The organism is Methanococcoides sp. NM1 (assembly GCF_900774285.1).
Lineage (GTDB): Archaea > Halobacteriota > Methanosarcinia > Methanosarcinales > Methanosarcinaceae > Methanococcoides > Methanococcoides vulcani.
Window position 1 is genome coordinate 77,750 of the sequence record NZ_CAAGTW010000002.1, and the last position, 22,736, is coordinate 100,485.

The 22,736-nt window shown below is 44.6% G+C and carries 28 protein-coding genes; 26 read left to right on the forward strand and 2 right to left on the reverse strand.

Annotation, left to right across the window (positions count from 1 at the left end):
• Nucleotides 1-40: 40 nt before the first annotated feature.
• From psmA to E7X56_RS02380, 15 genes are all read left to right on the forward strand, one after another.
• On the forward strand, nucleotides 41-814 hold the full coding sequence (gene psmA, locus E7X56_RS02310; RefSeq protein WP_135604482.1) for an archaeal proteasome endopeptidase complex subunit alpha: 774 nt from the start codon (nucleotides 41-43) through the stop codon (nucleotides 812-814).
• A 40-nt stretch (nucleotides 815-854) separates the two neighbouring features.
• Nucleotides 855-1,547, forward strand: coding sequence for a ribosome assembly factor SBDS (locus tag E7X56_RS02315; RefSeq protein ID WP_135604484.1), 693 nt, complete (start codon nucleotides 855-857; stop codon nucleotides 1,545-1,547).
• A gap of 11 nt (nucleotides 1,548-1,558) precedes the next feature.
• The gene (gene rrp4, locus E7X56_RS02320; RefSeq protein WP_135604486.1) at nucleotides 1,559-2,347 is read left to right on the forward strand and encodes an exosome complex RNA-binding protein Rrp4; all 789 of its coding nucleotides are present in this window, start codon (nucleotides 1,559-1,561) and stop codon (nucleotides 2,345-2,347) included.
• A 50-nt stretch (nucleotides 2,348-2,397) separates the two neighbouring features.
• Nucleotides 2,398-3,423 carry an exosome complex exonuclease Rrp41 gene (gene rrp41 / locus E7X56_RS02325; RefSeq protein ID WP_135604488.1) on the forward strand — a complete coding sequence of 342 codons (1,026 nt, stop codon included), beginning with the start codon at nucleotides 2,398-2,400 and terminating at the stop codon, nucleotides 3,421-3,423.
• A complete protein-coding gene (gene rrp42, locus E7X56_RS02330; RefSeq protein WP_135604490.1) occupies nucleotides 3,404-4,195 on the forward strand; it encodes an exosome complex protein Rrp42 in 792 nt (263 codons plus the stop codon). Before rrp41 ends, rrp42 begins: the two co-directional genes overlap by 20 nt.
• Before the next feature lie 94 nt (nucleotides 4,196-4,289).
• Nucleotides 4,290-4,577, forward strand: coding sequence for a 50S ribosomal protein L37ae (locus E7X56_RS02335; protein WP_135604491.1), 288 nt, complete (start codon nucleotides 4,290-4,292; stop codon nucleotides 4,575-4,577).
• A 4-nt stretch (nucleotides 4,578-4,581) separates the two neighbouring features.
• Nucleotides 4,582-4,722, forward strand: a complete 141-nt coding sequence (locus tag E7X56_RS02340) for a DNA-directed RNA polymerase subunit P (RefSeq protein ID WP_091690053.1) — start codon at nucleotides 4,582-4,584, stop codon at nucleotides 4,720-4,722.
• Between the two features lie 6 nt (nucleotides 4,723-4,728).
• Nucleotides 4,729-5,196, forward strand: a complete 468-nt coding sequence (locus E7X56_RS02345; RefSeq protein WP_135604493.1) for an rRNA maturation protein — start codon at nucleotides 4,729-4,731, stop codon at nucleotides 5,194-5,196.
• Nucleotides 5,193-5,447, forward strand: a complete 255-nt coding sequence (locus E7X56_RS02350) for a KEOPS complex subunit Pcc1 (protein ID WP_135604495.1) — start codon at nucleotides 5,193-5,195, stop codon at nucleotides 5,445-5,447. Before E7X56_RS02345 ends, E7X56_RS02350 begins: the two co-directional genes overlap by 4 nt.
• 84 nt (nucleotides 5,448-5,531) lie before the next feature.
• Nucleotides 5,532-5,885 (forward strand): prefoldin subunit beta, encoded by a 354-nt coding sequence (locus tag E7X56_RS02355; protein ID WP_135604497.1) that lies wholly within the window; start codon nucleotides 5,532-5,534, stop codon nucleotides 5,883-5,885.
• Nucleotides 5,886-5,948: 63 nt separating this feature from the next.
• Entirely contained in the window at nucleotides 5,949-6,914 is a 966-nt protein-coding gene (locus E7X56_RS02360; RefSeq protein ID WP_135604501.1) for a bifunctional oligoribonuclease/PAP phosphatase NrnA, read from the forward strand.
• A gap of 49 nt (nucleotides 6,915-6,963) precedes the next feature.
• Nucleotides 6,964-8,268: a phenylacetate--CoA ligase family protein gene (locus E7X56_RS02365; protein ID WP_135604503.1), complete on the forward strand. Its 1,305-nt coding sequence runs from the start codon at nucleotides 6,964-6,966 to the stop codon at nucleotides 8,266-8,268.
• Nucleotides 8,269-8,313: 45 nt separating this feature from the next.
• Nucleotides 8,314-8,751, forward strand: a complete 438-nt coding sequence (locus E7X56_RS02370) for an ACT domain-containing protein (RefSeq protein ID WP_135604506.1) — start codon at nucleotides 8,314-8,316, stop codon at nucleotides 8,749-8,751.
• Nucleotides 8,752-8,882: 131 nt separating this feature from the next.
• A complete protein-coding gene (locus E7X56_RS02375) occupies nucleotides 8,883-9,230 on the forward strand; it encodes a DUF2103 domain-containing protein (RefSeq protein ID WP_210409230.1) in 348 nt (115 codons plus the stop codon).
• 18 nt (nucleotides 9,231-9,248) lie between these two features.
• Nucleotides 9,249-10,226, forward strand: coding sequence for a methanogenesis marker 12 protein (locus E7X56_RS02380; protein WP_135604510.1), 978 nt, complete (start codon nucleotides 9,249-9,251; stop codon nucleotides 10,224-10,226).
• Between the two features lie 194 nt (nucleotides 10,227-10,420).
• On the opposite strand, the gene E7X56_RS02385 is transcribed toward E7X56_RS02380, so the two are convergent.
• Entirely contained in the window at nucleotides 10,421-11,257 is an 837-nt protein-coding gene (locus E7X56_RS02385) for a carbon-nitrogen family hydrolase (RefSeq protein ID WP_371413337.1), read from the reverse strand.
• A 137-nt stretch (nucleotides 11,258-11,394) separates the two neighbouring features.
• Here E7X56_RS02385 and E7X56_RS02390 point away from each other — a divergent pair, with 137 nt between their 5' ends.
• The 4 genes from E7X56_RS02390 to E7X56_RS02405 are packed head-to-tail and all read left to right on the forward strand — an operon-like array spanning nucleotide 11,395 to nucleotide 14,562.
• The gene (locus E7X56_RS02390; RefSeq protein ID WP_135604882.1) at nucleotides 11,395-12,534 is read left to right on the forward strand and encodes a methanogenesis marker 9 domain-containing protein; all 1,140 of its coding nucleotides are present in this window, start codon (nucleotides 11,395-11,397) and stop codon (nucleotides 12,532-12,534) included.
• Nucleotides 12,524-13,495, forward strand: a complete 972-nt coding sequence (locus E7X56_RS02395) for a triphosphoribosyl-dephospho-CoA synthase (protein WP_135604512.1) — start codon at nucleotides 12,524-12,526, stop codon at nucleotides 13,493-13,495. Before E7X56_RS02390 ends, E7X56_RS02395 begins: the two co-directional genes overlap by 11 nt.
• A complete protein-coding gene (locus E7X56_RS02400; RefSeq protein WP_135604514.1) occupies nucleotides 13,495-14,091 on the forward strand; it encodes a DUF447 domain-containing protein in 597 nt (198 codons plus the stop codon). Before E7X56_RS02395 ends, E7X56_RS02400 begins: the two co-directional genes overlap by 1 nt.
• 3 nt (nucleotides 14,092-14,094) lie before the next feature.
• Complete coding sequence (locus tag E7X56_RS02405; protein WP_135604516.1) at nucleotides 14,095-14,562, forward strand: nucleoside deaminase; 468 nt, start codon at nucleotides 14,095-14,097, stop codon at nucleotides 14,560-14,562.
• Here the strand turns inward: E7X56_RS02405 and E7X56_RS02410 are convergent, their stop codons facing one another.
• Nucleotides 14,563-15,468: a tetratricopeptide repeat protein gene (locus E7X56_RS02410; protein WP_135604518.1), complete on the reverse strand. Its 906-nt coding sequence runs from the start codon at nucleotides 15,466-15,468 to the stop codon at nucleotides 14,563-14,565. It lies immediately after the preceding gene.
• A 287-nt stretch (nucleotides 15,469-15,755) separates the two neighbouring features.
• Between E7X56_RS02410 and E7X56_RS02415 the strand changes: the two genes are divergently transcribed.
• The 7 genes from E7X56_RS02415 to infB all read left to right on the forward strand — a co-directional run bounded on the left by E7X56_RS02415 (nucleotide 15,756) and on the right by infB (nucleotide 22,689).
• On the forward strand, nucleotides 15,756-18,299 hold the full coding sequence (locus E7X56_RS02415) for a PAS domain-containing protein (protein WP_135604520.1): 2,544 nt from the start codon (nucleotides 15,756-15,758) through the stop codon (nucleotides 18,297-18,299).
• A 140-nt stretch (nucleotides 18,300-18,439) separates the two neighbouring features.
• Nucleotides 18,440-19,285 (forward strand): hypothetical protein, encoded by an 846-nt coding sequence (locus E7X56_RS02420; protein WP_135604522.1) that lies wholly within the window; start codon nucleotides 18,440-18,442, stop codon nucleotides 19,283-19,285.
• A 216-nt stretch (nucleotides 19,286-19,501) separates the two neighbouring features.
• On the forward strand, nucleotides 19,502-19,855 hold the full coding sequence (gene rpl7ae / locus E7X56_RS02425) for a 50S ribosomal protein L7Ae (protein ID WP_048194001.1): 354 nt from the start codon (nucleotides 19,502-19,504) through the stop codon (nucleotides 19,853-19,855).
• A gap of 22 nt (nucleotides 19,856-19,877) precedes the next feature.
• Complete coding sequence (locus tag E7X56_RS02430) at nucleotides 19,878-20,093, forward strand: 30S ribosomal protein S28e (protein ID WP_048205001.1); 216 nt, start codon at nucleotides 19,878-19,880, stop codon at nucleotides 20,091-20,093.
• 5 nt (nucleotides 20,094-20,098) lie between these two features.
• Nucleotides 20,099-20,287, forward strand: a complete 189-nt coding sequence (locus E7X56_RS02435) for a 50S ribosomal protein L24e (protein ID WP_135604524.1) — start codon at nucleotides 20,099-20,101, stop codon at nucleotides 20,285-20,287.
• Nucleotides 20,288-20,300: 13 nt separating this feature from the next.
• Entirely contained in the window at nucleotides 20,301-20,750 is a 450-nt protein-coding gene (gene ndk / locus E7X56_RS02440) for a nucleoside-diphosphate kinase (RefSeq protein WP_135604526.1), read from the forward strand.
• Nucleotides 20,751-20,913: 163 nt separating this feature from the next.
• Nucleotides 20,914-22,689 (forward strand): translation initiation factor IF-2, encoded by a 1,776-nt coding sequence (infB, locus tag E7X56_RS02445; RefSeq protein WP_135604528.1) that lies wholly within the window; start codon nucleotides 20,914-20,916, stop codon nucleotides 22,687-22,689.
• Nucleotides 22,690-22,736: the final 47 nt, after the last annotated feature.

Sequence of the window (22,736 nt, forward strand, 5' to 3'; positions counted from 1 at the left end):
TTTTAGCATCACGAAAGTAAATAGTAGGAGATAAAAGATCATGCAAATGGCACCACAAATGGGTTATGATAGAGCAATTACTGTTTTTAGTCCTGATGGAAGGCTTTTCCAGGTAGAGTATGCAAGGGAAGCTGTCAAGAGAGGTACTACGGCAGCTGGCATAAAAGCAAAGGACGGTGTGGTTCTGTTGGTAGATAAGAGGATCACAAGCAGATTGATAGAGGCAGAGTCAATTGAAAAGATCTTCCAGATAGATGAGCATATAGGTGTTGCAACATCAGGCCTTGTTGCAGATGCACGTGCACTTGTAGATCGTGCAAGGGTCGAAGCTCAGATCAATATGGTCACATATGACGAGCCTATAGGTGTAGAGGTTCTCTCCAAGAAGATCTGTGACCACAAGCAGACCTATACACAATACGGCGGAGTTCGTCCGTACGGTACTGCTCTTTTGATAGCGGGCGTTGATGACAACAAACCAAGGTTATTCGAAACTGATCCAAGTGGCGCACTTCTTGAGTACAAGGCAACTGCTATCGGTGCAGGCAGGAATATCTTCATGGAAACCTTCGAGGAAAAACACCGCGATGACATGACCATGGATGAAGTTGTTATGCTTGGTATGGAAGCACTTTACAGAGCAACAGATGTGAAACTGGATGCATCCACACTTGAAGTGGGTATGGTAACTCTTGAAGACCACCAGTTCAGAAAATGTCCTGAAGAAGAGGTCGCATCCTTTGTGGAACGCATTCTTGAAGAACACAAAGAAGACGACAAAAATAAAGGGGCAGAGGAACAGCAGGAAGAGTAATTGTTTTGAGCATTGCTAAGTAAATAGGAGGGAGTAGAGTATGGTATCACTTGATGAATCATTGGTTGCAAGGTTGAAGAAAGGCAGCATGCATTATGAAGTGCTTGTAGACCCCGATAGGGCACTGGAGTTCAAGAAAGGTGGCAATGTAAAGATCGAGGATATTCTTGCAGTCGAATCCATCTTTGAGGATGCTAGCAAAGGATACCACGCGGCGGAGTCCGATCTCTCCAATGCATTCGAGACCACTGATGTGTTCGAGATCGCAGCACATATTATAAAACACGGTGAACTTCAGCTCACTAAAGAGCAGAGGAAACATATTCTTGAGGAAAAGACCAAACAGGTCATTTCCATTATTGCACAGAACGCGATCAATCCACAAACAAGGACCCCTCATCCCCCGGCACGTATAGAGAAGGCCATGGAAGAGGCAAAGATCCACATTGACCCATTGAAAAGCGTCGATGAACAGGTCAATATCGTAATGAAGGCCATTAGACCAATTATACCGATCCGCTTTGAAGAAGTGGAGGTAGAGGTCAAGGTCCCTGCAGAATATGCTGGTAAATCATATGGTGATATTGCAAAGTTCGGCACTATGCTTAAAGATAGGTGGGAGAATGATGGATCATGGGTTGCTGTGGTCAAGATGCCTGCAGGGTTGCAGAATGATTTTTACGGTCTTGTAAACAATCTGACAAAAGGGGATGCTGAGACCAAACTTTTGTAAGAGGCTAATTCATGGATCGGAAAATCGTAATCCCCGGACAACTCCTTTCTGATAAGGAGAAAATGGCCGGAGCGGGAACATATGTAAAGGACGGCAAGGTCTATTCCTTGCTCTATGGAATTGCAAACGTCAAGAACAAAGTTTCAGTTGTACCTTTTTCAGGAAAGTATTATCCTTCACGCAAGGATTTCATAATCGGTACTGTAATTGATGTAACCCCTTCGAATTGGATAATGGAAACTGGTTCTCCTTATGACGGATTGCTTCATGTTTCCGAATATCCAAAGCGCGTTGACTCCTCAGAAATGAGGAAATGTATGAGTATTGGGGATTGCGTAATTGTTCGTATAAAGGATGTCAGCAAGTCCATGAAAGTGGAACTTACCATGCGTGAGCCGGGTTCAAGAGTGTTGACAAAAGGTCGTATCATCGATGTCGTACCTGCAAAGGTCCCTCGTGTGATCGGTCATAGTGGTTCCATGGTCTCGATCCTTAAGAAAGAGTCGAATTGTGATGTGTTCGTAGGAAAGAACGGCCGTATCTGGATCAACGGAAAATCAGATGATATGGATCATCTGGCAGCTGCTATTGAAATGATCGAACGTGAATCTCATATATCCGGTTTAACGGATAAAGTAGGCAGGTTCCTGAGGAATGAGCCGGAAGAGGTTGCGGAGTCGGATGCGGATGAGCTGATAGAGGAAGAAAGGTCAACTCTGCCCGCAAAAGAAGACAACGTTACCGAAGAAACCTGTCGTAAGGTCGATGCCCTCCTTGATGATGAAGTGGATGAGGCATGAACAAGACCTGCTGAACTATGGGAGAAAAGAGATGAAATTGGAGATTGAATATGAGTGATAAACCGGAAAAATTTTTTGATGAAAACGGGATGCGCCTTGACGGTCGGCGTGTCGATGAGATCCGCCCTATGACCGTTGAGATGGGCGTACTCACAAGGGCAGATGGTTCATGTTATCTTGAATGGGGTAATAACAAGGTTCTTGCTGCAGTTTATGGTCCAAGGGAACTTCACCCACGCAGGCTTCAGCGCCCTGGTGAAGCGCTTGTAAGATACAGGTACAATATGGCAGCATTCTCCGTTGAGGACCGCATACGTCCTGGTCCAAGCAGGAGAAGCACTGAGATATCCAAAGTAAGTGGAGAAGCATTCGAACCTGTTGTTATGAAGCAGTTTTACCCATCTGCTGTTATCGATGTGTTCGCAGAGGTCCTTCAGGCTGATGCAGGAACAAGGACAGCTGCTATCAATGCTGCAACACTTGCATTAGTGGATGCCGGTATCCCTATGAAGGGACTGGTGGCTGCCTGTGCTGTCGGTAAGGTGGACGGTCAGCTTGTGCTTGACCTTAACAAACCTGAGGACAACTATGGTGACGCTGATCTGCCTATTGCAATGACCGAAGATGGTGACATAACTCTTTTACAGATGGATGGAAATCTGACCGCTGAGGAGATCAGCAAGGGTATCGAGATGGTCAGGGAAGGCTGTGAGCAGATATTTGCAATACAGAAAGCCGCTCTTCTGGAAAGGTTCGGCACTGCTGAAGAGGAAGAGATCCTTGAAGATGCTGAGCTTCAGGCTGAGCTCATGTCCGAGGAAGAAGAAGTTTCTGAAGCAGCTGAAGAAGAGGATGCTGTGGAAGAAAGTGAAGACCTTGAAGCTGCAGAAACCGAAGATCCTGAAGATGTTGAGGTCGAAGAAGCTGAAGCCATGTTCGAAGAAGACGTCACTGAATTTGAAGTGAACGAGGGAGAATGCGAGGAAGCAGCAGCAGAAGTAAATGAAGAAGACATCGCTTCAGAGCCAGAGGGCGAGGAGTCCACTGAGGAAGAGGGTGAGAAATATGAGCAATGAAGCTGTATCAAGACTTAAAAAAGATTTCATATTCAATCTGGCTCTCAAGGGTCAGCGTGAGGACGGTCGTGCATTCGATGAGATGCGTGATATCAAACTTGAGACCAATGTTATAGACAAAGCAGAAGGCTCTGCAAAGGTCTGTTACGGCGATACCCAGGTTATTGTAGGTGTAAAGCTTCAGGTCGGTACACCTTTCCCGGATTCTGCTGATAAGGGTGTTATAATCACCAGCATGGAATTGAACCCGATCGCTTCACCAGACTTCGAGGCAGGTCCTCCAAGACCGAAAGCTATCGAAATGGCACGCGTGGTAGACCGTGGTATCCGTGAATCAGGCGCAATTGATTTAAACAAGTTGTGTATTACGGAAGGAGAAGAGGTCTGGATGGTCTTTTTAGACGTCCATGTCTTGAACGACAGCGGAAACCTGCTGGATGCAGCATCACTTGGTGCAATTGCAGCTCTCATGACAGCAACCATCCCGGCAGAACGCGAAGGCCGTGGAGAAGATACAAAGATGCCTATTCGTGAGATGCCTGTATCACTTACCTTTGTTAACGTTGGAGGTGAGTATTTCATTGATGCAAGCAACAACGAGGAGTCGATCTGTGATACAAAGGTCACTATCGTTTCCAATCAGGATGGTTCGATCTGTGCCATGCAGAAGAGCGGCGCAGGTTTGCTTTCAGAGGAAAAGTTCCTGAAAGCTGTTGAAAAATCATGTGAAATAGGCGCTAAGATAAGGGAGGAGTACCTCCTTAACATATGAGTTTGATCGATGCTCATCGTAGCAGTTCATGACGATTATATCCGATCATTATAAGCTCGATTATTAAGGAATCCATATCAAGGAGACGATTATAATGGCAAAAAAATACTCAAAGAAAGGACGTGTGTCCCGGTCTGCAGGAAGGTTCGGCACACGCTATGGAAGAAGGGACCGTAAGTTGGTTGCGGATCTTGAAGAAAAGATGCACATGCCACACAAGTGTGCAAACTGTGCACGCCTGACTGTAAAGAGAGTTGGGACCGGCATCTGGAAATGTAAAAAGTGTGGATATACCTTTGCAGGTGGCACATACCTTCCAACTACTACAGTAGGTAGTACTGTAATGAGGTCTGTTAAGAAAGCCACTGAACAGGTTGAGTAATCATATGGACTACAAGTGTACTCGATGCAAGCGCCCGGTCGAGATCGACTATCAATATACCGGTATCCGCTGTCCTTATTGTGGACACCGGATACTTGTAAAGGAAAGGTCGCAGGCATCGATCAAAACAGTAAAAGCCGAGTAAGAAGTCATGTTAATAACTTCTTCTCGCAAACCTTCTGTCAATACTCGCACTTTGTGCAAGTATTTGGCATCTTTTTTTAATTGTGAGTATCTGACCCGGGGTAAAATGGGTCTTGCTGACGTTATGTCCTATTCCGACGATACTCATGTAGTAGTGGTTGGTGATTATCATGGAAGTCCTGGAAGCCTCATGTTCTACGATGAAGAGGGGGCAGAGCTTTTATCCATTCGTTTGAGCATGTTCTATCCCGATGGCTACAAATTTTCCAATCTCAAATCCATGGAACCTTTTCTAATGGGTAATGGTGAACTTGGAAATATGTTGTCACTTTACTTTGGCATTCCTCAGGACGAATGCGATGGAATGGCCAAATGTATTCGGGTAGAAGATGACCGGATGGAGTTCCTGTATTCCGGCAAGTTACTTTTCAGACTCAATGTAAAAAGCTACAGGGTTTCGGAGGCAGCTGATTGAAGCTATTTTCTGAATCAGTTATGGTGTTGGATGATGCAGCAGCTGTCTACAGGTCTATCCTGCCTGAACTGGAGACTACTGTAACTGATAGGGCTTCTGTCGATGTAGAGGTCAGGAATTCTTCTCTCGTGATGCGCGTAAGTGCTGATGATATAATTTCCATGCGTTCCACATTGAATACATGGCTCCGTCTTGTGCAGGTGGCACATGGTGTATGTGTGGTCGGCAAGGGTGCCTGCAAAGGTGTATGAGATACCCCGGCTTCTGTTTTACCTTATTCGTGATAGAAACATTAAAATCATTTCAGGTTTATTGACTGGTCAGGTGAAACCAAAATGAGTTCAGAAATACCCCCACAAGTACAGAACCAGCTTGCACAATTGCAGCAGGTTCAGCAGCAGGCGCAGTCTCTTGCAATGCAGAAGAACCAGATGGCATCCATGCAGAAAGAGTCTGAAATGGCGCTTGAAGAGCTTGGGAAACTTTCAGATGATGCTGTTGTTTACAGGGCTGTAGGAGATCTTCAGATCCAGTCCACCAAGGAAGAGACCGTAACAAAGCTCAAAGAGAGACTTGATACACTTTCATTGAGGCTTCAGTCACTATCCCGTCAGGAAGAGCGCATCTCAAAGCGTTTTACCCAGCTCCAGGAACAACTTCAGCAGGCAATGGGTACACAGGGACAATAATCCTTGTAAACCCGCCGATTATCTTTTCCAGACTGTGTTCTGTGAGAAAGATGAGAGGTAGAAATGCAGGTTGATGAAGTTGGCTTTTTCAATCGACTTCTGGATTATCACAACATCTTATATCTATGCCATCGTAATGCCGATCCTGATGCTATAAGTAGTGCATTTGCACTCTCTGAAGCAATAGGGGGGGCCGTAGGTCTGGTTGATGGTTGTAACAGGGTTGCATCCCTTCTTGTTGATAAGCTGGAGATCGATGTAGTAGAAAGTCCAAATCCAGAAGATTATGATCTGGTAGTGGTAGTAGATACATCTACCAGCGCACAGCTTAATGACATCGAGCTTTCTAATTATTGCGTGATAGATCATCATGCAACTACTGCACTTACGGAAAATGCTGCTTTTTATCTTCACCGCAATGCTACATCTGTGGCGGAGATCGTTTACGATGTACTCAATTGCATGGGTGCTCCCATCATGCACCGACTGGCATTGGGATTGATGGCAGGAATTGTTACGGATACAGGTCATTTCAAGCATGCTACAAGCAAGACCTTCAAGACGTTTGGTAAGATCATCGAGTCAAGCGGTGTGGAGTATGCGGAAGTGCTTGACCTGATGGCTTCAACTCCCCAGGATGTCTCAATGAGGATCGCAATGCTCAAGTCCGCTTCACGTGCAAGTATCGAGCGTATTAGTGACTGGCTTGTGGTAACATCCAATGTAAGTTCCTTTGGCGGCTCTGCATCCTCCATGCTGATCAATATTGGCGGAGATGTTGCTTTTGTTGGCACTGCCCGCGGTGATAGCATAAGGGTGAGTGGTCGTGCAAAACGTGATGCTGTAAATGCAGGAGTAAATCTTGGTAAGATCATGGAAGAGATCAGCGGTCACTATGAAGGTACCGGTGGAGGGCATGCCGGTGCAGCAGGCATCGATGTCGTTGCCGATATGGACACTGTTCTTTTTGAATGCGTCGAGTCGGTAAGAGAAATTTTGAAGGACAAGAAAAACCCGTTGAGCTTATAAGTGGTTATGACAAACCCTCATCAATATTAATCAACAATAGCGTGATAATATGATAGAATACTGGAATCCACAGATCGAGAGAATGCCTGTTGATGAGTTAAAAAAAGTACAGGAGCAGAAATTATGCCAGCTCGTGAAATATGTTTATGAGCATTCTCCTTTTTACAAAAAGAGATTCGATGATGCAGGTGTAAAACCTGAGGACATACAAACACTGGATGATGTTACAAAGCTACCATTCACATTCAAGAAAGACCTGAGGGACACTTATCCGACAGGTATGTTCTGTGTTCCGAACAACAAGCTTGTACGCTTCCACGTTTCATCAGGGACCACCGGTAAGCCTACCGTGGTCGGTTACACCGATAATGACATTAGGGCATGGTCAACTTCCCTTGCACGTGCATTGACCTCTATTGGTGTAGGAAGGGACGATGTCATGCAGATAGGTTATGGATATGGTCTTTTCACAGGTGGTCTTGGTATGCACTATGGTGCAGAGGAAGCCGGATGTACTGTTCTTCCTGCCAGCTCCGGAAATACCGAAAGGCAGATCGAACTTATGCAGGATCTTGGGTCCACTGTCATTGCATGCACTCCTTCATATCTTTTGTTCATGATCGAAGCTGCAAGGGATGCTGGTATCAGCTTCCAGGATGATACAAAGCTTCGCGTGGGTGTACTGGGTGCCGAGCCCTGGTCAGAGGAGATGCGTAAGAGGATCGAGGATTCCACAGGCATCAAGGCCTATGATATATTCGGAACATCCGAACTTAGTGGTCCTCTCTTCACTGAATGTCAGTCTCAGAATGGTATCCATATATGGGCAGACCAGTTCCTTGTAGAGGTCATTAACCCTGATACTGGTGAACCTGTAGCAAATGGTGAACGTGGTGAGCTTGTGATCACAACACTTGTGAAGGAAGCATTGCCGCTTATCAGGTACAGGATAGGTGACATAACTGTGCTGAACTGGGATGAATGTGAATGTGGTCGTACACACCCACGTATCATGCGTGTACTGGGTCGTGCTGATGACATGCTTATCGTTCGTGGCATCAATGTCTTCCCGGGACAGGTAGAATCCGTTCTGATGGATATTCCTGAGGTAGGCGAGCACTTCATGATCATCGTTGACAGGATCAATGAACTGGATATTATGAAAGTTCAGATCGAAATGACTGACGCTGCTTTCAGCGATAAGGTCACTGACATCATGGACCTTGAGAAGAAGGTGGGTGCAGCTCTTAAGAGCGTACTGAACATTGCTGTCAAGGTGGAGCTTGTTGAGCATGGGTCATTGCCACGTTCAATGGGTAAGGCAAAGAAAGTTATCGATAACAGAAAGATATAATACTTTAGAAGCCATCATTCTAATAGAACTTAAGGGGTTGATCTCATGGAAGAGAAAATGATCAAACAGATCTCATTATTTGCAGAGAACAAGCCGGGAAGGCTTGCAAACATTGCTGAGAAGTTTAAGGAATCCGGCATTAACATTCGCGCTTTTACTATTGCCGAAGCCGGAGACTTCGGTATAATCAGGATGGTTGTAGATCATCCCGATTCAGCTCATAAAGTGCTCCATGATGCAGGATTTACTGTATCCGAGACAAATGTTCTTGGTGTGGAGATGGAGGATGTACCCGGCCAGCTTGCCATGATCGCAGATGTTCTCAGTGAAAAAGACATCAACATCGATTATGCTTATGCCTTTGTCACAAAGACCGAGAAAGCATTCCTTATCGTGCGCGTAAATGATATAAGGGGTGCTGTCACGGCTCTTGATGGCGCAAACATCCGTCTGCTCGATATGAGCGACGTGCATGACATTTAAGTGGATAGAAGCACCGATCGGTGCACATCCCTTTTTCCTTTTTCACTTTAATTTACTTTCTTTTTCCATCTCTTTCTTTTTGACTTATATATGTCAGTAATGTTTTTATATCAGCTTTTCAAATTTCGTGCATGGAAGATAATTCGATTAAAAATTGGGAAGCATTGTTAAAAGGGAAACTTCATGGTGCTCACTCAACCGTTATAGGTGAACGTCAGGGGAAAAAGATCCTCGGTATCATAAGCCAGCACGAAGAGGTAAAGAGCATCATTCCATCCGTTATAACCGTCAAAGGAAAGAGCTCTCCTGGCGGGAATCTTACTGCAAAGGTCCTGCGTCCTGATGAAAGGGGCAATTTGCGCATGCTTTTGTCCCACGGCACTTCTTCACAGGAAATAAGGATCGTTACGACCGTTGCTACTCGCGATGAAGGTGAGCGTGTGATGGAAGAGCTTAACGCCATGCTTTTTGATGTCTAATATTTCAAGGTGTTAGTTATGTTCATCGGGATTGATCACGGTACCAATGCAATGCGTTTTGCCGGGATCGGTAAAGAATATATAAAAACTTTCGAACTACCGCGTTCAGAAGTGGCACACATGTCCGGACCGGAGATCCTTGAATCTGTAACTTCCAATCTGGAGGTCGGTATTTCGGATATTGAACTTGCTGCTGTTACCTATTCTATGGGCGATGGCATAGTTGCCATTGAAGACCTTAAGAGGGTATCATCCCGTGGAGTTATAAGTATCGAGGGTGTCGGCAAAAAAACCGGCGCAGGTACACGTGTTTTTGATGCGATCAAAGAATCCGTTATACCTGCGGTATTGATTCCCGGGATCCATTCGAAAAGCAACACTGACTCCCGTATGAACGTTTTTTCACATTCAACGAGCCCGGAAAAGATCGGGATCGCATACAACGCTTACTGTACAGGCGTGGATGACTTTGTGGTTTCCGATATCAGCTCCAATACTGTGACTATAGGTGTCTGTGGAGGGGAGCTTGTAGGTGCGATTGATGCCTGCATTTTTGCTCCGGGAACCCAGCATGGTCCTCTTGATCTTGAAGCTATCAGGGATGTCGATGCAGGCAAATGCAGTGCAAATGATGCTTTCATGAATGCCGGTGTATTGAGCCGTAGCCCTTATTCAAGTGTTGAAGAGCTTCTCGGAGCCCTGAAGAACAAAGAGGATGAGGCTGTACTTGCAATGGACCGTATTTCACTTTTCGCAGCCATGGAGATCGCTGCAATGCAGGTACTGATGGAGGACCATGGGGCAAGAGGCAAGGTTTTCCTTGCTGGTTCAATGGGTGAAGAGGATTATGCCGTAGACCGGATCGGAAGGCATCTGGGTGTTAAACCTGATGTACTTGGTAAATGGAGTGCTTCCATTGGCTGTGCAGAGATCGCTCGTGACATCGCTGGTGGAGCAGATCGTATACTTGGACTTGATGTCCATTTTAGTTTCTAATTCCACTCTTTAGTAAAGTTGGTTCTCATTAACATCGAGTGGGTAATTTTAACGTCCTGCAAGCAAATATTCGCAATTATAGATCATCTCCCTGTACAATCCTTTAATTGTGATGTGGTATTTTTGCTCATTCGATTGCGATTTGCATTAGTTCTTTGAATTCCATGACGCTTGAAAGGTAGATGTAAATAAATTTAGTTACCCACACGATGTTGAAGAGATCCGTAAAGTTCAGGTCTCCGGTCACCAAAGACCGGAATTGCTTTTCTCGTATCTTCTATCATTTCAGGATCAATTTCGTGAATGATGAAGCACTCTTTATCTTTTGCATCTGCCAGAACGTTTCCAAGGGGATCAAGGATCATAGTGGCTCCAAAGAATGTGGAGCTGGGATCTGTGCCAGTTCTATTGCAGGCAATATGGTATGTCTGGTTCTCAATAGAACGCGCTGTTGCAAGTGATCTCCACTGGTATTCCCTTGGGTTTGGGAACTCTGCAATGGTTACAAGGATATCAGAACCGGCGATCGCCAGCTTTCTTGCAATTTCCGGAAAACGCATCTCATAGCAAATCTCCAGTCCGATGGTAAGATCATAGCTTTTAAGGCGGATCGGTTCGATCTGATCGCCGGGTGTGAAATAGCCTTTTTCCCTTCCGAATGGATGCGTTTTAGTGTATGTTCCTGCAAGATCGCCGTTCTCGATACAGAAGCCCATATTCGTAAAGTGATTTTTTTCCTCTTCTTCTTTTTCTTCTTCTTTGTCGTGTTTCTGTATTATGGAACCGATCATAACGCAGGAATTCTGTTCAGAGAAATCGCTTAGCTGTTCGATCGTAGGGCAGGGTTCTGATTCTCCTGCGTTGTCCAGGTCTTCATAGCAGAATCCGGTAGAGAACACTTCAGGGAGCACTATGAGGTCTGCACCCTGTGAAACTGCATTTTCAGACAGCCTGAGTGCTTTTTTGATGTTGTCCTGTTTTTTGCAATGGGAAATGTCCATCTGGATGGCTGCGGCCTTTATGGGTTTCACTTGATATCCTCTCTTCCTTTTAGATTTATTCTCTTGTTTCTATATATATCAATTTGTTCTGTAACGTTACATTAATATGGAACTACTTTCTTTTACAGCCCAAATTAAGCTAAATGAACCTTTATGAGGCTATTATTGTGAGCGATGAACTTTTTGATCTGCAAATTGGTTATGTCAAATTCAACAACCCCATAGCCCTTGCGCCAATGGCGGGTGTTACTAACAGTGAATTTGCAAACAATTATGCAAAGAATGCCGGTCTTGCTGTGATCGGCGGCTATAATCTGGATGATAATACGAATATAGCGGCTAAGGCGCTTGTTGGGAAGGGTCGGGATGAGTTCATAACCGATACTCCGCTGGAATTTTTGAAAAATGAAGCTAACGAGATCAATATTGATGGTGCTGTGGCTTTTAATGTCAGAAGTACGACCCTTGAGCCGTTGCTCAAAGCTGCTGAAATCATAAAAAATGCCGGTGGGATCCTTGAGCTGGATGCTCATTGCAGACAGGATGAAATGATCTCTATCGGTGTCGGTGAATCACTGATGAAGGACATGCCCAGACTTGCAGACTGGATCTCTAAGATCAAGGAGACCGGTGTTGTCCTTTCTGTGAAGGTCAGGGCAAATGTGGTCGATGATATAGCTCTTGCAAGGGCCATTGAAAAGGCTGGTGCCGATATATTGCATCTGGATGCTATGAAGGAAGGCGCAGGTGCTGACCTTAGTGCGATACTGCGTATCCGTGACTCTACAAGGTTATTCCTCATAGGCAACAATTCCATTCTTGATTTCTACGATGCTAAAGAGATGTTCTCAAAAGGTGCTGATATGGTCTCCGTTTCAAGAGGCGTGCTTCAGGACCCGCATCTTATTGATCATCTTGTTGAGGAAGTATCTCTGCTTCAGGAGCAGATCGGCTGGTATAATTCACCCAAGCATGTCTGCCGTGGTGAAGGGGATCTAAGGGGACTTGCATTCTGTTGTCTGCCCGTTAAACCATGTGCTGTGCACAACAAGGCAGGACAGCTTGGATACAGTCCTAAGGAATTTGCCAACATCAAGATGGAGTTTGCAAAAGGCACCCCTCTTGAATTCGGGGATAGTACCTGTTTTGGCAGCCTTGTTTGGTGCTGTAAGATCTCAAAACCCTGTTATTTAAGGGACGGAGTTCTTGATCTGCTTGATCTTTCTGCAGCAGATTACATGAAATTGAAGAAAGACCTTGCAACTTATATATTAGATAATGCTAAAAAACCTGTGAATGGATTTTAATTATCACGGGACAACATCCAATGGACTGAGCTGCAGCGGGCAGTCTGCAGCATCATATATTGCGCGTTGTGCCCAGCTTGCAATGATCCTGGAGGTCTCAGCTTCTCCCAAACCGGGAAACATAGACCGTCACCATGATTACGATGACACCAGGTACGAGCACTTCCTTGCATCTGCTGTAAGCATTTATCCTGTAATTGAAGATGCAGCCAGAGGATGCACAGGCATTGGTGAGAGCTTAAAGAATGCTGTTTGCCAGAGCAATTCCTGGCAGGCTGGCGGTAACACACATTTCGGTGCATTTCTTCTCCTTATCCCGCTTTCTATGGCCGCAGGGGAACTTCTTGAAAAGGATGGAACTTTCGATGTGGATCAGCTTATCAGTCGCGCCCAGAAAATCGTCAGGTCAACGGATACAGACGATGCCCTGGATTTCTACAAATGTTTCAGTTCAGCGGGCGTGCGCGTTAATGATGTGGATGAGTTCGATCTTCAGGATGAAGGGTCGCTGGGCTCATTGAAGGACAAAGGGGTTACATTATACGACCTGATGGTGATTTCACAGGGTTATGATCAGATCGCCAATGAGTGGGTCAATGGATTCAAAACATGTGCAGATTGTGCATATACGATCACTCGCTTAATGACCGCTCATAATGGTGAAGATTCTATTCCTGACATAAATCAGGTTATCGTTTATACATTTTTGAAGTTGCTCTCGGAAAATCCGGACACGTTCATCCGGACAAAGACTAATATAGAAACAGCGGAAAATGTTTCTATGCAAGCAAAGTATATTATTTCAAAAATAGAGAATAACGATTACAAAATGTCTCTATTCTGGAATGACATCGAGAGTTTCGATACGGAACTACTTGATCGAAAAATAAATCCGGGATCTACAGCAGATATGATCATCGCAGGTATTTTCATAACGTTGCTTGGGGGTTTGAGATTCTAATGGCAAAAATTGATCTTGATACATTTGGTATAAATGAAGGCATTAGTGAAATGATAGTGACCACCTATCAGGGCTGGTCTCCAAATGCTGCTCCAATGGGTATCATTCGTAAAGACAATGAGTTACTTGTGCGACTTTTTAAAGGCTCTACTACATATAACAATGTTCTGGCAGAGCATAGGCTTGTGGCAAACCTTGTCTATGACCCCCTCCTTTTTGTGCGTACCACTTTTGGTAATGTCGATAGTTCCGAATTCGATGTTTTCACTCACGATGAACGCAGTTTTGCAGTGCTTAAGGAAGCAGTAGCATGGGCTGTTTTTGAGTGTGTTGACATGAAGGAAACATCTGAAGCACTGGTGGCAAAATTAAAGCCCCTCCATGCACGGATGAACAAACATGTTTTTAGATCGGTAAACCGCGGATTCAATCTCGTTATCGAATCTTGTGTGCATGCGACACGCTATGAGCTGACAAATGATGAAAAATACATGAGGCTCATCAAGGCTTATTCCTGCACTGTGAACAAATGTGGCGGTAAAGCTGAAAAGGATGCAATGAAGTTTCTTCTGAACTACCTTGGGGAGAAAAAGTAACGTATGTCTGATAACTTCATGGAAGTCGCTGTGGAGGAAGCACGCAAAGGCATGCAAAATAATGAAGGTGGTCCTTTCGGAGCTGTTATTGTAAAGAACGGAAAGATCATATCAAAGGCACACAACAAAGTGCTTGGCACCAACGACCCCTCTGCACACGCTGAAATAGTTGCGATACGCGAAGCTTCTTCAATTCTTGAGAACTTTGACCTTTCCGGCTGTGAGCTATATGCTACTACCATGCCCTGTCCCATGTGCCTTTCAGCCATATGCTGGGCGCGCATCAGGAATGTATATTATGGGACCAGTACCGATGAAGTTGCTTCCATAGGCTTTGATGATGGCATGATCTATGATATTCTGAGAAAAGGTGCTTCACCATCCGTATTGGAAAAAACCAATGTCGAATGTGAAAGCTGCCGCAAATTGCTGGATGAATGGGAGAAAAAACCGGATAAGATGATGTATTGATCACTTCCCGGGTTTCGGTTCATATTCAAGCGTTTCCTTTGCTTCTTCCTGCCTTCCAAGTTTTAACAGTATTTCCGCTTTGTTCTCACGTGCAGCGTTGAAATCCGGTTCAATGTGAAGGGCATTAGTGAAAGCCGTTAATGCATCCTCATCCCTGCCGACCTCTGCCAGACAGTTGCCCAGGCAATACCATGCATCCGGGAATGCTTTTTTTATTTCAAGGGCACTCCTGTATGCTTCAATAGCTTCTTCCTGCCTTCCCAGCTTATCGAGGGTATTTGCTTTAGCGTACCATACTCCGGCAGCATTTGTCTTTAATGTGGGGTCGGGATCTATGTTCAGGAGGGAATAGCGTGGGAACTCGAAATTCATTATGCCTGCATATTCGATAGCCTTTTCATATGCTTCAAGTGCATCTTCAAAACGTTCTATTTGATAGAGGGCATTCGCCTTGCAGTACCATGCATCAGGTAATTCCGGTTGCATCTCAATGGCCTTATCAAGTACCTTAAGTGCTTCTTCATATCGACTTATGCTGAACAGAACAAAGCCTCGGCTGAATATGATCCTTGGGTCTTCGGGACTTTTACTCAGTGCCTCATCGATGATCTCAAGTGCATCTTCATATCGTTGAAGTTTGAAAAGAACAAAACATTTGTTGAACCGGGCATCTCTTGCTTTTTTCTCGATTTTCTTTGCTTCTTCTTCCATATCACTTTCAAGCATCATTTGCTGTGTCTCTTCCAACATAGCTGCAGCTTCATCATATTTTTCCAGTGCTTCTTCATAGCGGCTCATTTCAAAAAGAACGTAGCCTTTTCCAAATGTGCTCTCTGCTGATTTCTCCATCTGCTTTAGCTTTCGCCTGTAAGATGTTTGACTAACGATATCCTTGAAAATGCCCATATGTTGAATTAGAATAAGGCTGTTGATATAGTTTTTGCAGAAGGGTGGCAGTTTTATGTTTTGTTAAACGTGGTCATCGAATTATTCGTGTTAATCGTATCAATTATTGATTTTTGACCGGTTAAGGCAAATTACTTTCTAAAATATAACATACGTATAAAGAACAGAATGAATTTTTGTATTTTCTTTGTATTAATGTATAAATAGGTTCAATCTCTAATTGATATTTACAAACCTTTGGGGTCGATCACATTACTGCCGGAAAAACGAATGTAAATAAGGCAAAAATGCCTTTTCTTGATGCAGAATCTATGGAAGAGGTCTTTTCATCCGTGGTCAACTCAAGTCCTGCAGTTGTCTTTGTCTGGAGGGAAGATGAAGGCTGGCCTGTGGATTTTGTTTCAGAGAACATTTCTCAGTTCGGTTACGATCCGGAGGAATTTACTTCCGGTAAACTCCGATATGTTGATATTTTACATCCTGATGATGCGGATATGGTCATGTCCGAAGCATCCCGGCATGTTAGCAAGGAAGATACAAGCTTTGATCTAAGGTATCGTATTCTCACCAGATCAGGGGATGTCAGGTGGGTGGATGAAAGGACATCTGTCCATTATGACGATTCTGGTAAGCTCAAGTTCTATCACGGGATAGTTGTTGATATAACTGAACAGAGGATGGATGATATTGCGCTGCTGGATGGTGCACTGGAGATGAAGAACACACTGGAATCGGTCATAAATTCCAGTCCTGTTGTTGTGTTCTTATGGCGTGCTGAAGAAGACTGGCCTGTTGAGTTCGTTTCGAAGAACATTGATATGTTCGGTTATTCGGTGGAAGATTTCACCTCGGGAGAACTTGTTTATGGTGATATTGTACACCCGGACGACATCGATCGGGTACGTGCAGGTGTTTCTAAATCGACTGAAGGCGGTTACTCTGATTTCTTCCAGGAATACAGGATATTGACAAGGTCGGGCGAAGTTCGTTGGGTGGACGAGAGGACACATCTTCATCACAATTCAAAGGGCGAGGTCACATATCTCCAGGGTATTATCGTTGACATCACCGGCCGTAAGAAGATCGAAAATGTGCTGCACACCGAGGAGATGCGTATCGAGGCGGTGTTGAATCTTTATCAGATGACAGATTCATCCGTTCAGGAGATCATGGATTTTTCGCTGGAAGAAGCAGTAAAGCTGACCGGGAGCCAGGTTGGATATCTTGCTTTTGTAGATGTGGATGAAGCTACAGTTACGATAGACTCCTGGTCCGGAGAAGTGATGAAGAAATGCTCACTCAAAGATAAGAATCCAGGATTCCATTTTGATCATGCTGGTCTCTGGAATGAATCTCTAAAGCAGAAACTGCCTATTATTATCAATGATTATTCTGCAGAGAACCCTTCGAAAAAAGGCTATCCTGAAGGGCATATGGGTATTACAAGATTCCTGAGTATTCCAATATTTGAAAGGGATCGTGTTGTTGCCCTTGTTGGTCTGGGTAATAAAGGTGAGGATTATGACCTGTCGGATGTGAGGCAGGTAACACTTCTGATGAATGGGATGTGGAATATCCTATTACACAAAAAGGCGGATGCGGAACTTCGCCGCTCCCTTGATATTCAGAAGATCCTGGGTGATGTGATAAAAAGCAGTCCTGCTGTTGTATTCTTATGGCGTGCCGAGGAGAACTGGCCTGTTGAGTTCGTGTCCGAGAATGTTGCCCAGTTTGGTTATTCTGTTGATGATTTTATCTCGGGTAAGCTTGTATATGGTGACATAGTCCATCCATATGATCTGGAGCGTGTGCAAAAAGAGCTTGCCAAGAGGGTGGATGCAGGCTTCATGGACTTTAATCAGGAGTATCGTATATTTACTAAGTTCGGGGATGTACGCTGGGTTGATGAAAGGACGTTCATAAAACACGATGAGGCGGGAAATGTAAGGTACTTGCAGGGTATTATCGTGGATGTTACGGACCGGAAACATTCCGATGACTTCATGCATGTACAGCTTGACCTTGATACGGTCCTTAGCTCTGCAAACACAATTGAGGAAACCTTTGATCAGATGCTGAATTTCAGCCTGAAGATCGATCCGGTGGATTCCGGCAGATTCTATCTTTTGGACGAGGTAACAGGTGACCTGAAGCTTGTTGCACACGAAGGCCTGTCGGAGCGGTTTGTGAAAGATACTTCCGTTTTTGCAAGGAACTCTGTGCAGAACCGTCTGGTCATGACCGGGCAGCCGGTCTACAAGCATCATTCCGAGCTTAATGCTATTGGAACCCGGGAGAAACTCCAGTATGAGGGACTTCATGGGGCTGCTATCATTCCTGTGAAACATGAAGGGAAGGTCATAGCAGCGCTTTGTCTTTCATCACACAGTGAATATGAGATCCCTGATAGCTCGCGCAGCTCTCTTGAAACGATAGCCAACCAGATCGGCATTGCCATTTCCAAAATACGCTCTGAATCCGGTATTGCTCAGAAATATAAAGATCTTCGATCCCTTGTTGATATGATGGACGAGTTGGTGGTGGTGATGGATATGGAGGGTTATGTCCTTTATGCCAACAAGGCAGTAGCAGACTATCTGGGATTTTTGGAACAGGATGTTTCTGACATGCATTATCTTGAACTGCACCCCGATTCCGAATGGGATCAGGTAGATTCTGTTCTGTCGAAAGTAAAGGTAGGCAAAACGATCGTGTTCGAGACATCTATGCTGGGTGCCGAAGGTCTTTTGCATAAGGTTGAGACAAGGCTTATGTGTGGCGAATGGTCCGATCGGTCCTGTGTGATATCGACATCACGTTTTCTTGATTGAGTTTCCTCCAAATTGATCTTTTGTTGTGTGTGCCGGAACAAAACAAACGGTCTTTATATAGGATTATGTAGATAGGATGTTCCAACTTTTAAAAAGTGCTTTTATTAAAGCGCTTCTAATGTTTATCCCGGAGTATATAAATGAATCAGAAATATATAGCGATCTTTTTAGCGGTCATTATGGTAATGTCCATACTGCCTTTCTTTTTCACTGGAAATTCGAATCAGGCAAATGGGGACAGTTCATCTATGGAAGCGGCCAGCTTTGATTCCATACCTGGCAAACACGTAGATTACGAATTGAACTCTATTAATGATGGGCTTGCAGCGACAGCTGAAAATGCTGTTGTTGTACAGTATTTTGATATAATGGCTATCAGAGGCACTCCTCTTGAGTTGATAATAGGAAATACATCACAACTTGATGGCCTATATGGCTCACAGGTCAATAAGATGTACACTGCACAATACATTGATGATACTTGGTTCAATATGCATGAGATCTCCCCGCAGGTCGTTGCTTTCCAGTATTATCTGTCACCGGATCTATACAATGGATACCAGCTTCTATCCCGTGGTAACAATGTGTATAATGTGGTCGGTGAACCAATGTTATTCGGTGAGAAAGTTCAACTGGAGTCTGCTCTGGATGCAATTGAAGGTGAATCTGCACCAAATGCCGAGTTTGACCGGATACTTGAATTCGTGGAACCTGGAGCTGAAATGCAGCGCCTGCTTGTTATAGAGGATGGCTTTGCGGACCAATATTACCTTGAGATGAAACTTGAGGACGATATGTCATACTCAAGGACCACGGTCTACCTGAACCCAACAGAGGGTACTATTAACAACGTGACCTCTCTTGCAGCTAATAGTTCAGAACGTGCTCTCTTCTATGATATATATTCAGAGGATGACATCCTGAAAGTTACTGTAAGTTCCAATGTTTCGAACTTCTATTCTCTGGCTATGGAGCCTGCATGGTGAGATCCTTTCTCACCTTTTTTTCTTTATTGATATCTTTTCTGCAATATGCGCTGCATTTTGGCGCAAGCTATATATGTGACTGTGGCGATTCATATCAAATACTTCGGCGTATGTAAGTATTGTTCCATTCGGGAAAATAACTTGTTGCGTTTAAGTGAATTACAATGAATAATGACAAGCCGCAGCATAAGAAGCGGTTTCGAAGGAGAATTTAATATGGCAAAATTTGACGTTCCTGATGAATTAGCAGATAAAGCACTTGAAGCAATCGAACTCGCAAGAGACACCGGAAAGATCAAGAAAGGTACAAACGAAGCAACAAAGGCTATCGAGAGAGGCATTACAAAGCTTGCTGTCATTGCAGATGACATTGAGCCAGCAGAAGTTGTTGCTCATATTCCAGCTCTTTGCGAGGAAAAGAACACACCATACATTTTTGTAAAACAGCAGAAAGAACTTGGTGCAGCCTGTGGCATAGGTGTCGGCTGTGCAGCTGTTGTGATCACTGATGCAGGAAAGGGCGGCGAACTTGTAGAAGACGTTGCACAGAAAATCAGTGCACTCAAATAAACGATAACCGGAGGCATCTCAAATGGCAGATGATGATACAGGCTTTGCAGCCGAGGTTATCGATGTGATCGGAAACACCGGTATGCATGGTGAAGCAAGCCAGATACAGTGCAGGGTTCTTGAGGGTCGTGACAAGGGCAGGATCATTACAAGGAACTGTGTAGGTCCGGTAAGGATCGGCGATGTGTTCATGCTTATGGAGACATCCAGAGAGGCTAAGAAATTAACTACCAGGTGATGATAATGGAACAGAGAAAGTGTTCATTTTGCGGTGAGATACTTGAGCCGGGAACCGGCATCCTTTTCGCAAAAAAAGATGGCTCTTCATATTATTTCTGTTCTTCAAAATGTAAGAACAACTTCAATCTTGGAAGACTTCCAAGGCGTACTGTCTGGACAGAGCAGGGTAGAGTATATCTGAAGAAAGCATAAGCGGGTGTGTCTGATGGAAAAAACTTATGTTATGATCAAGCCTGATGGCGTTCAGCGCGGTCTTGTCGGAGATGTCCTTTCAAGGATCGAGAAGAGAGGCCTTAAGCTCGTAGCTCTGAGGATGAACGTAATGGAAGTGGCTACTGCAGAGGAGCACTATAAAGAGCACTCCGAGAGGCCATTCTTTGGTTCCCTCGTTTCATATGTGACCTCAGGACCATCCGTTTCAATGGTTGTAGAAGGCAAGGATTCTATCAAGATCATGCGTGCCGTCAACGGTGCGACAAATCCTGTAGAAGCATTACCAGGTACCATCCGTGGTGACTTCGCTATTGAGACCGGAAGGAACATTGTCCACGCATCAGATGCTCCGGAATCAGCAGAGCGTGAGATCGCTCTTCACTTTGAAGAGTTTGAGATCACAGGCTATTCCAGGATCGATGAAGGGCAGCTTTACGAGTAAGCTTAAAAGGATCGAACCATCGACAACTGAATGATATTCTGAAGCGTCAGGTCGGACCAGTTCCGGCCTGTCGTGGATGTCATATTCAAAGGGTCATATTGACCCTGGGTATATTTTTTATCACTGATCAGATCAATAAGATAATTCCAAAGGGAGCTGCACTATGGCTGTAAAGGATGACTTAAGAACCCCTATCGTATGTGTAATGGGGCATGTGGATCACGGAAAGACCTCATTGCTCGATAACATCCGCGGAAGTGCGGTTGTGTCCGGAGAAGCTGGTGCTATAACCCAGCATATCGGTGCAACCGAGGTTCCTATTGGGTCCATTGTGGATAAATGTGGAAATCCCGGTTTACTGGACCAGTTCGTTGTTCCGGGCCTTTTGTTCATTGATACTCCCGGCCATCATGCTTTTACGACCCTTAGGAGTCGTGGTGGGGCTCTTGCGGATCTTGCTATTGTTATAGTGGATATCAATGAGGGCTTCAAGCCCCAGACCATTGAAAGCCTGCATATATTGAAGCAGCACAAAACTCCTTTTGTAGTGGTTGCCAACAAGATCGACAAGATACATGGCTGGAACCCGCAAAAAGATTCTCCTTTCATGGCATCCTACAACAAGCAAAGCGAGCATGTGAGGACCAGTCTGGACAACAGGTTCTATGAGATTATCGGTGAGCTTTATAATCATGGTTTCAGCTCGGATCGATACGATCGGGTGGCCGATTTCCAGCATAATATTGGTGTCATACCTATCAGTGCTATTACAGGGGAGGGAATTCCTGACCTTCTGATGGTACTTCTGGGACTGGCACAGAGATTCCTGGAATCCAACCTGCATTACGATGCAACAGGTCCTGGTGTCGGAACCGTACTCGAAGTAAAAGAAGAACGCGGTCTTGGAACCACTATAGATCTTATACTTTATGACGGAACACTGAAAAAAGGCGATACTATCGTAGTTGGAAGCCTGGATGAGCCTATACAGACAAAAGTGCGTGCAGTGCTGAAACCTCGTGTCCTTTCCGAGATCAATGTGGAGGACAAGTTCAAGCAGGTCAGCAAAGTTACAGCTGCTATTGGTGTAAAGATCTCAGCTCCGAATCTCGATGGAGCCCTTTCAGGTGGTTCTGTGAGGGTAGCAACTCCTGAGACCCTTGAGACAGTTGTTGAAGAAGTTCGCAGTGAGGTTGAGGACGTTCAGATCGACACTGACCAGAGCGGTATAACCATTAAAGCAGATACGATCGGATCTCTTGAAGCTCTCGTAAACGAGCTGAAGAAAGAAGATATTCCTATTCGTAAAGCAAATGTTGGTGATATCTCTAACAGGGATATTGTGGAAGTTTCAGCTATTGAAGACCCATTCCACTCTGTGATAGTTGGATTTAATGTTAATATTCTTCCTGATGCAAAGGAGAAGTTACGATCTACAGGTGTCAAACTTTTCATGAACGATGTCATCTATCGTCTTATTGACGATTATAAGGACTGGATAAAAGAGCAGCGTGCACTGTCTGAGAAGACGATCTCCGAGACGATCATCAAGCCAGGAATGTTCACCATCATGCCGGATTGTACGTTCCGGCAGAGTAAACCGGCTGTTGTAGGTGTAAGGATCATTGGTGGTGTTGTCAAGACCAAGGTCGACATAACCAATGAAGATGGCACTGTCGTAGGTACTATAAAAGGCCTGCAATCCCGGGGAGAGAATGTTAGCGAAGCACGCACTGGCATGGAGGTTGCTATGAGTATCGAAGGCCCAACCGTGGGAAGGCAGATACACGAAGGCGACATCCTGCATGCGAATATACCTGAAAGACATGTCAAGATCCTTGAGCATGAACTTTACGATTCACTTTCGGCGGACGAATTAGACGCAATGGATGCATTTCTTGAGATCAAAAGAAGGGACAATCCCTTCTGGGCGAAATAAATATAATATATATGTCTGTTAGACATATACCAGATTCAAATTAATTA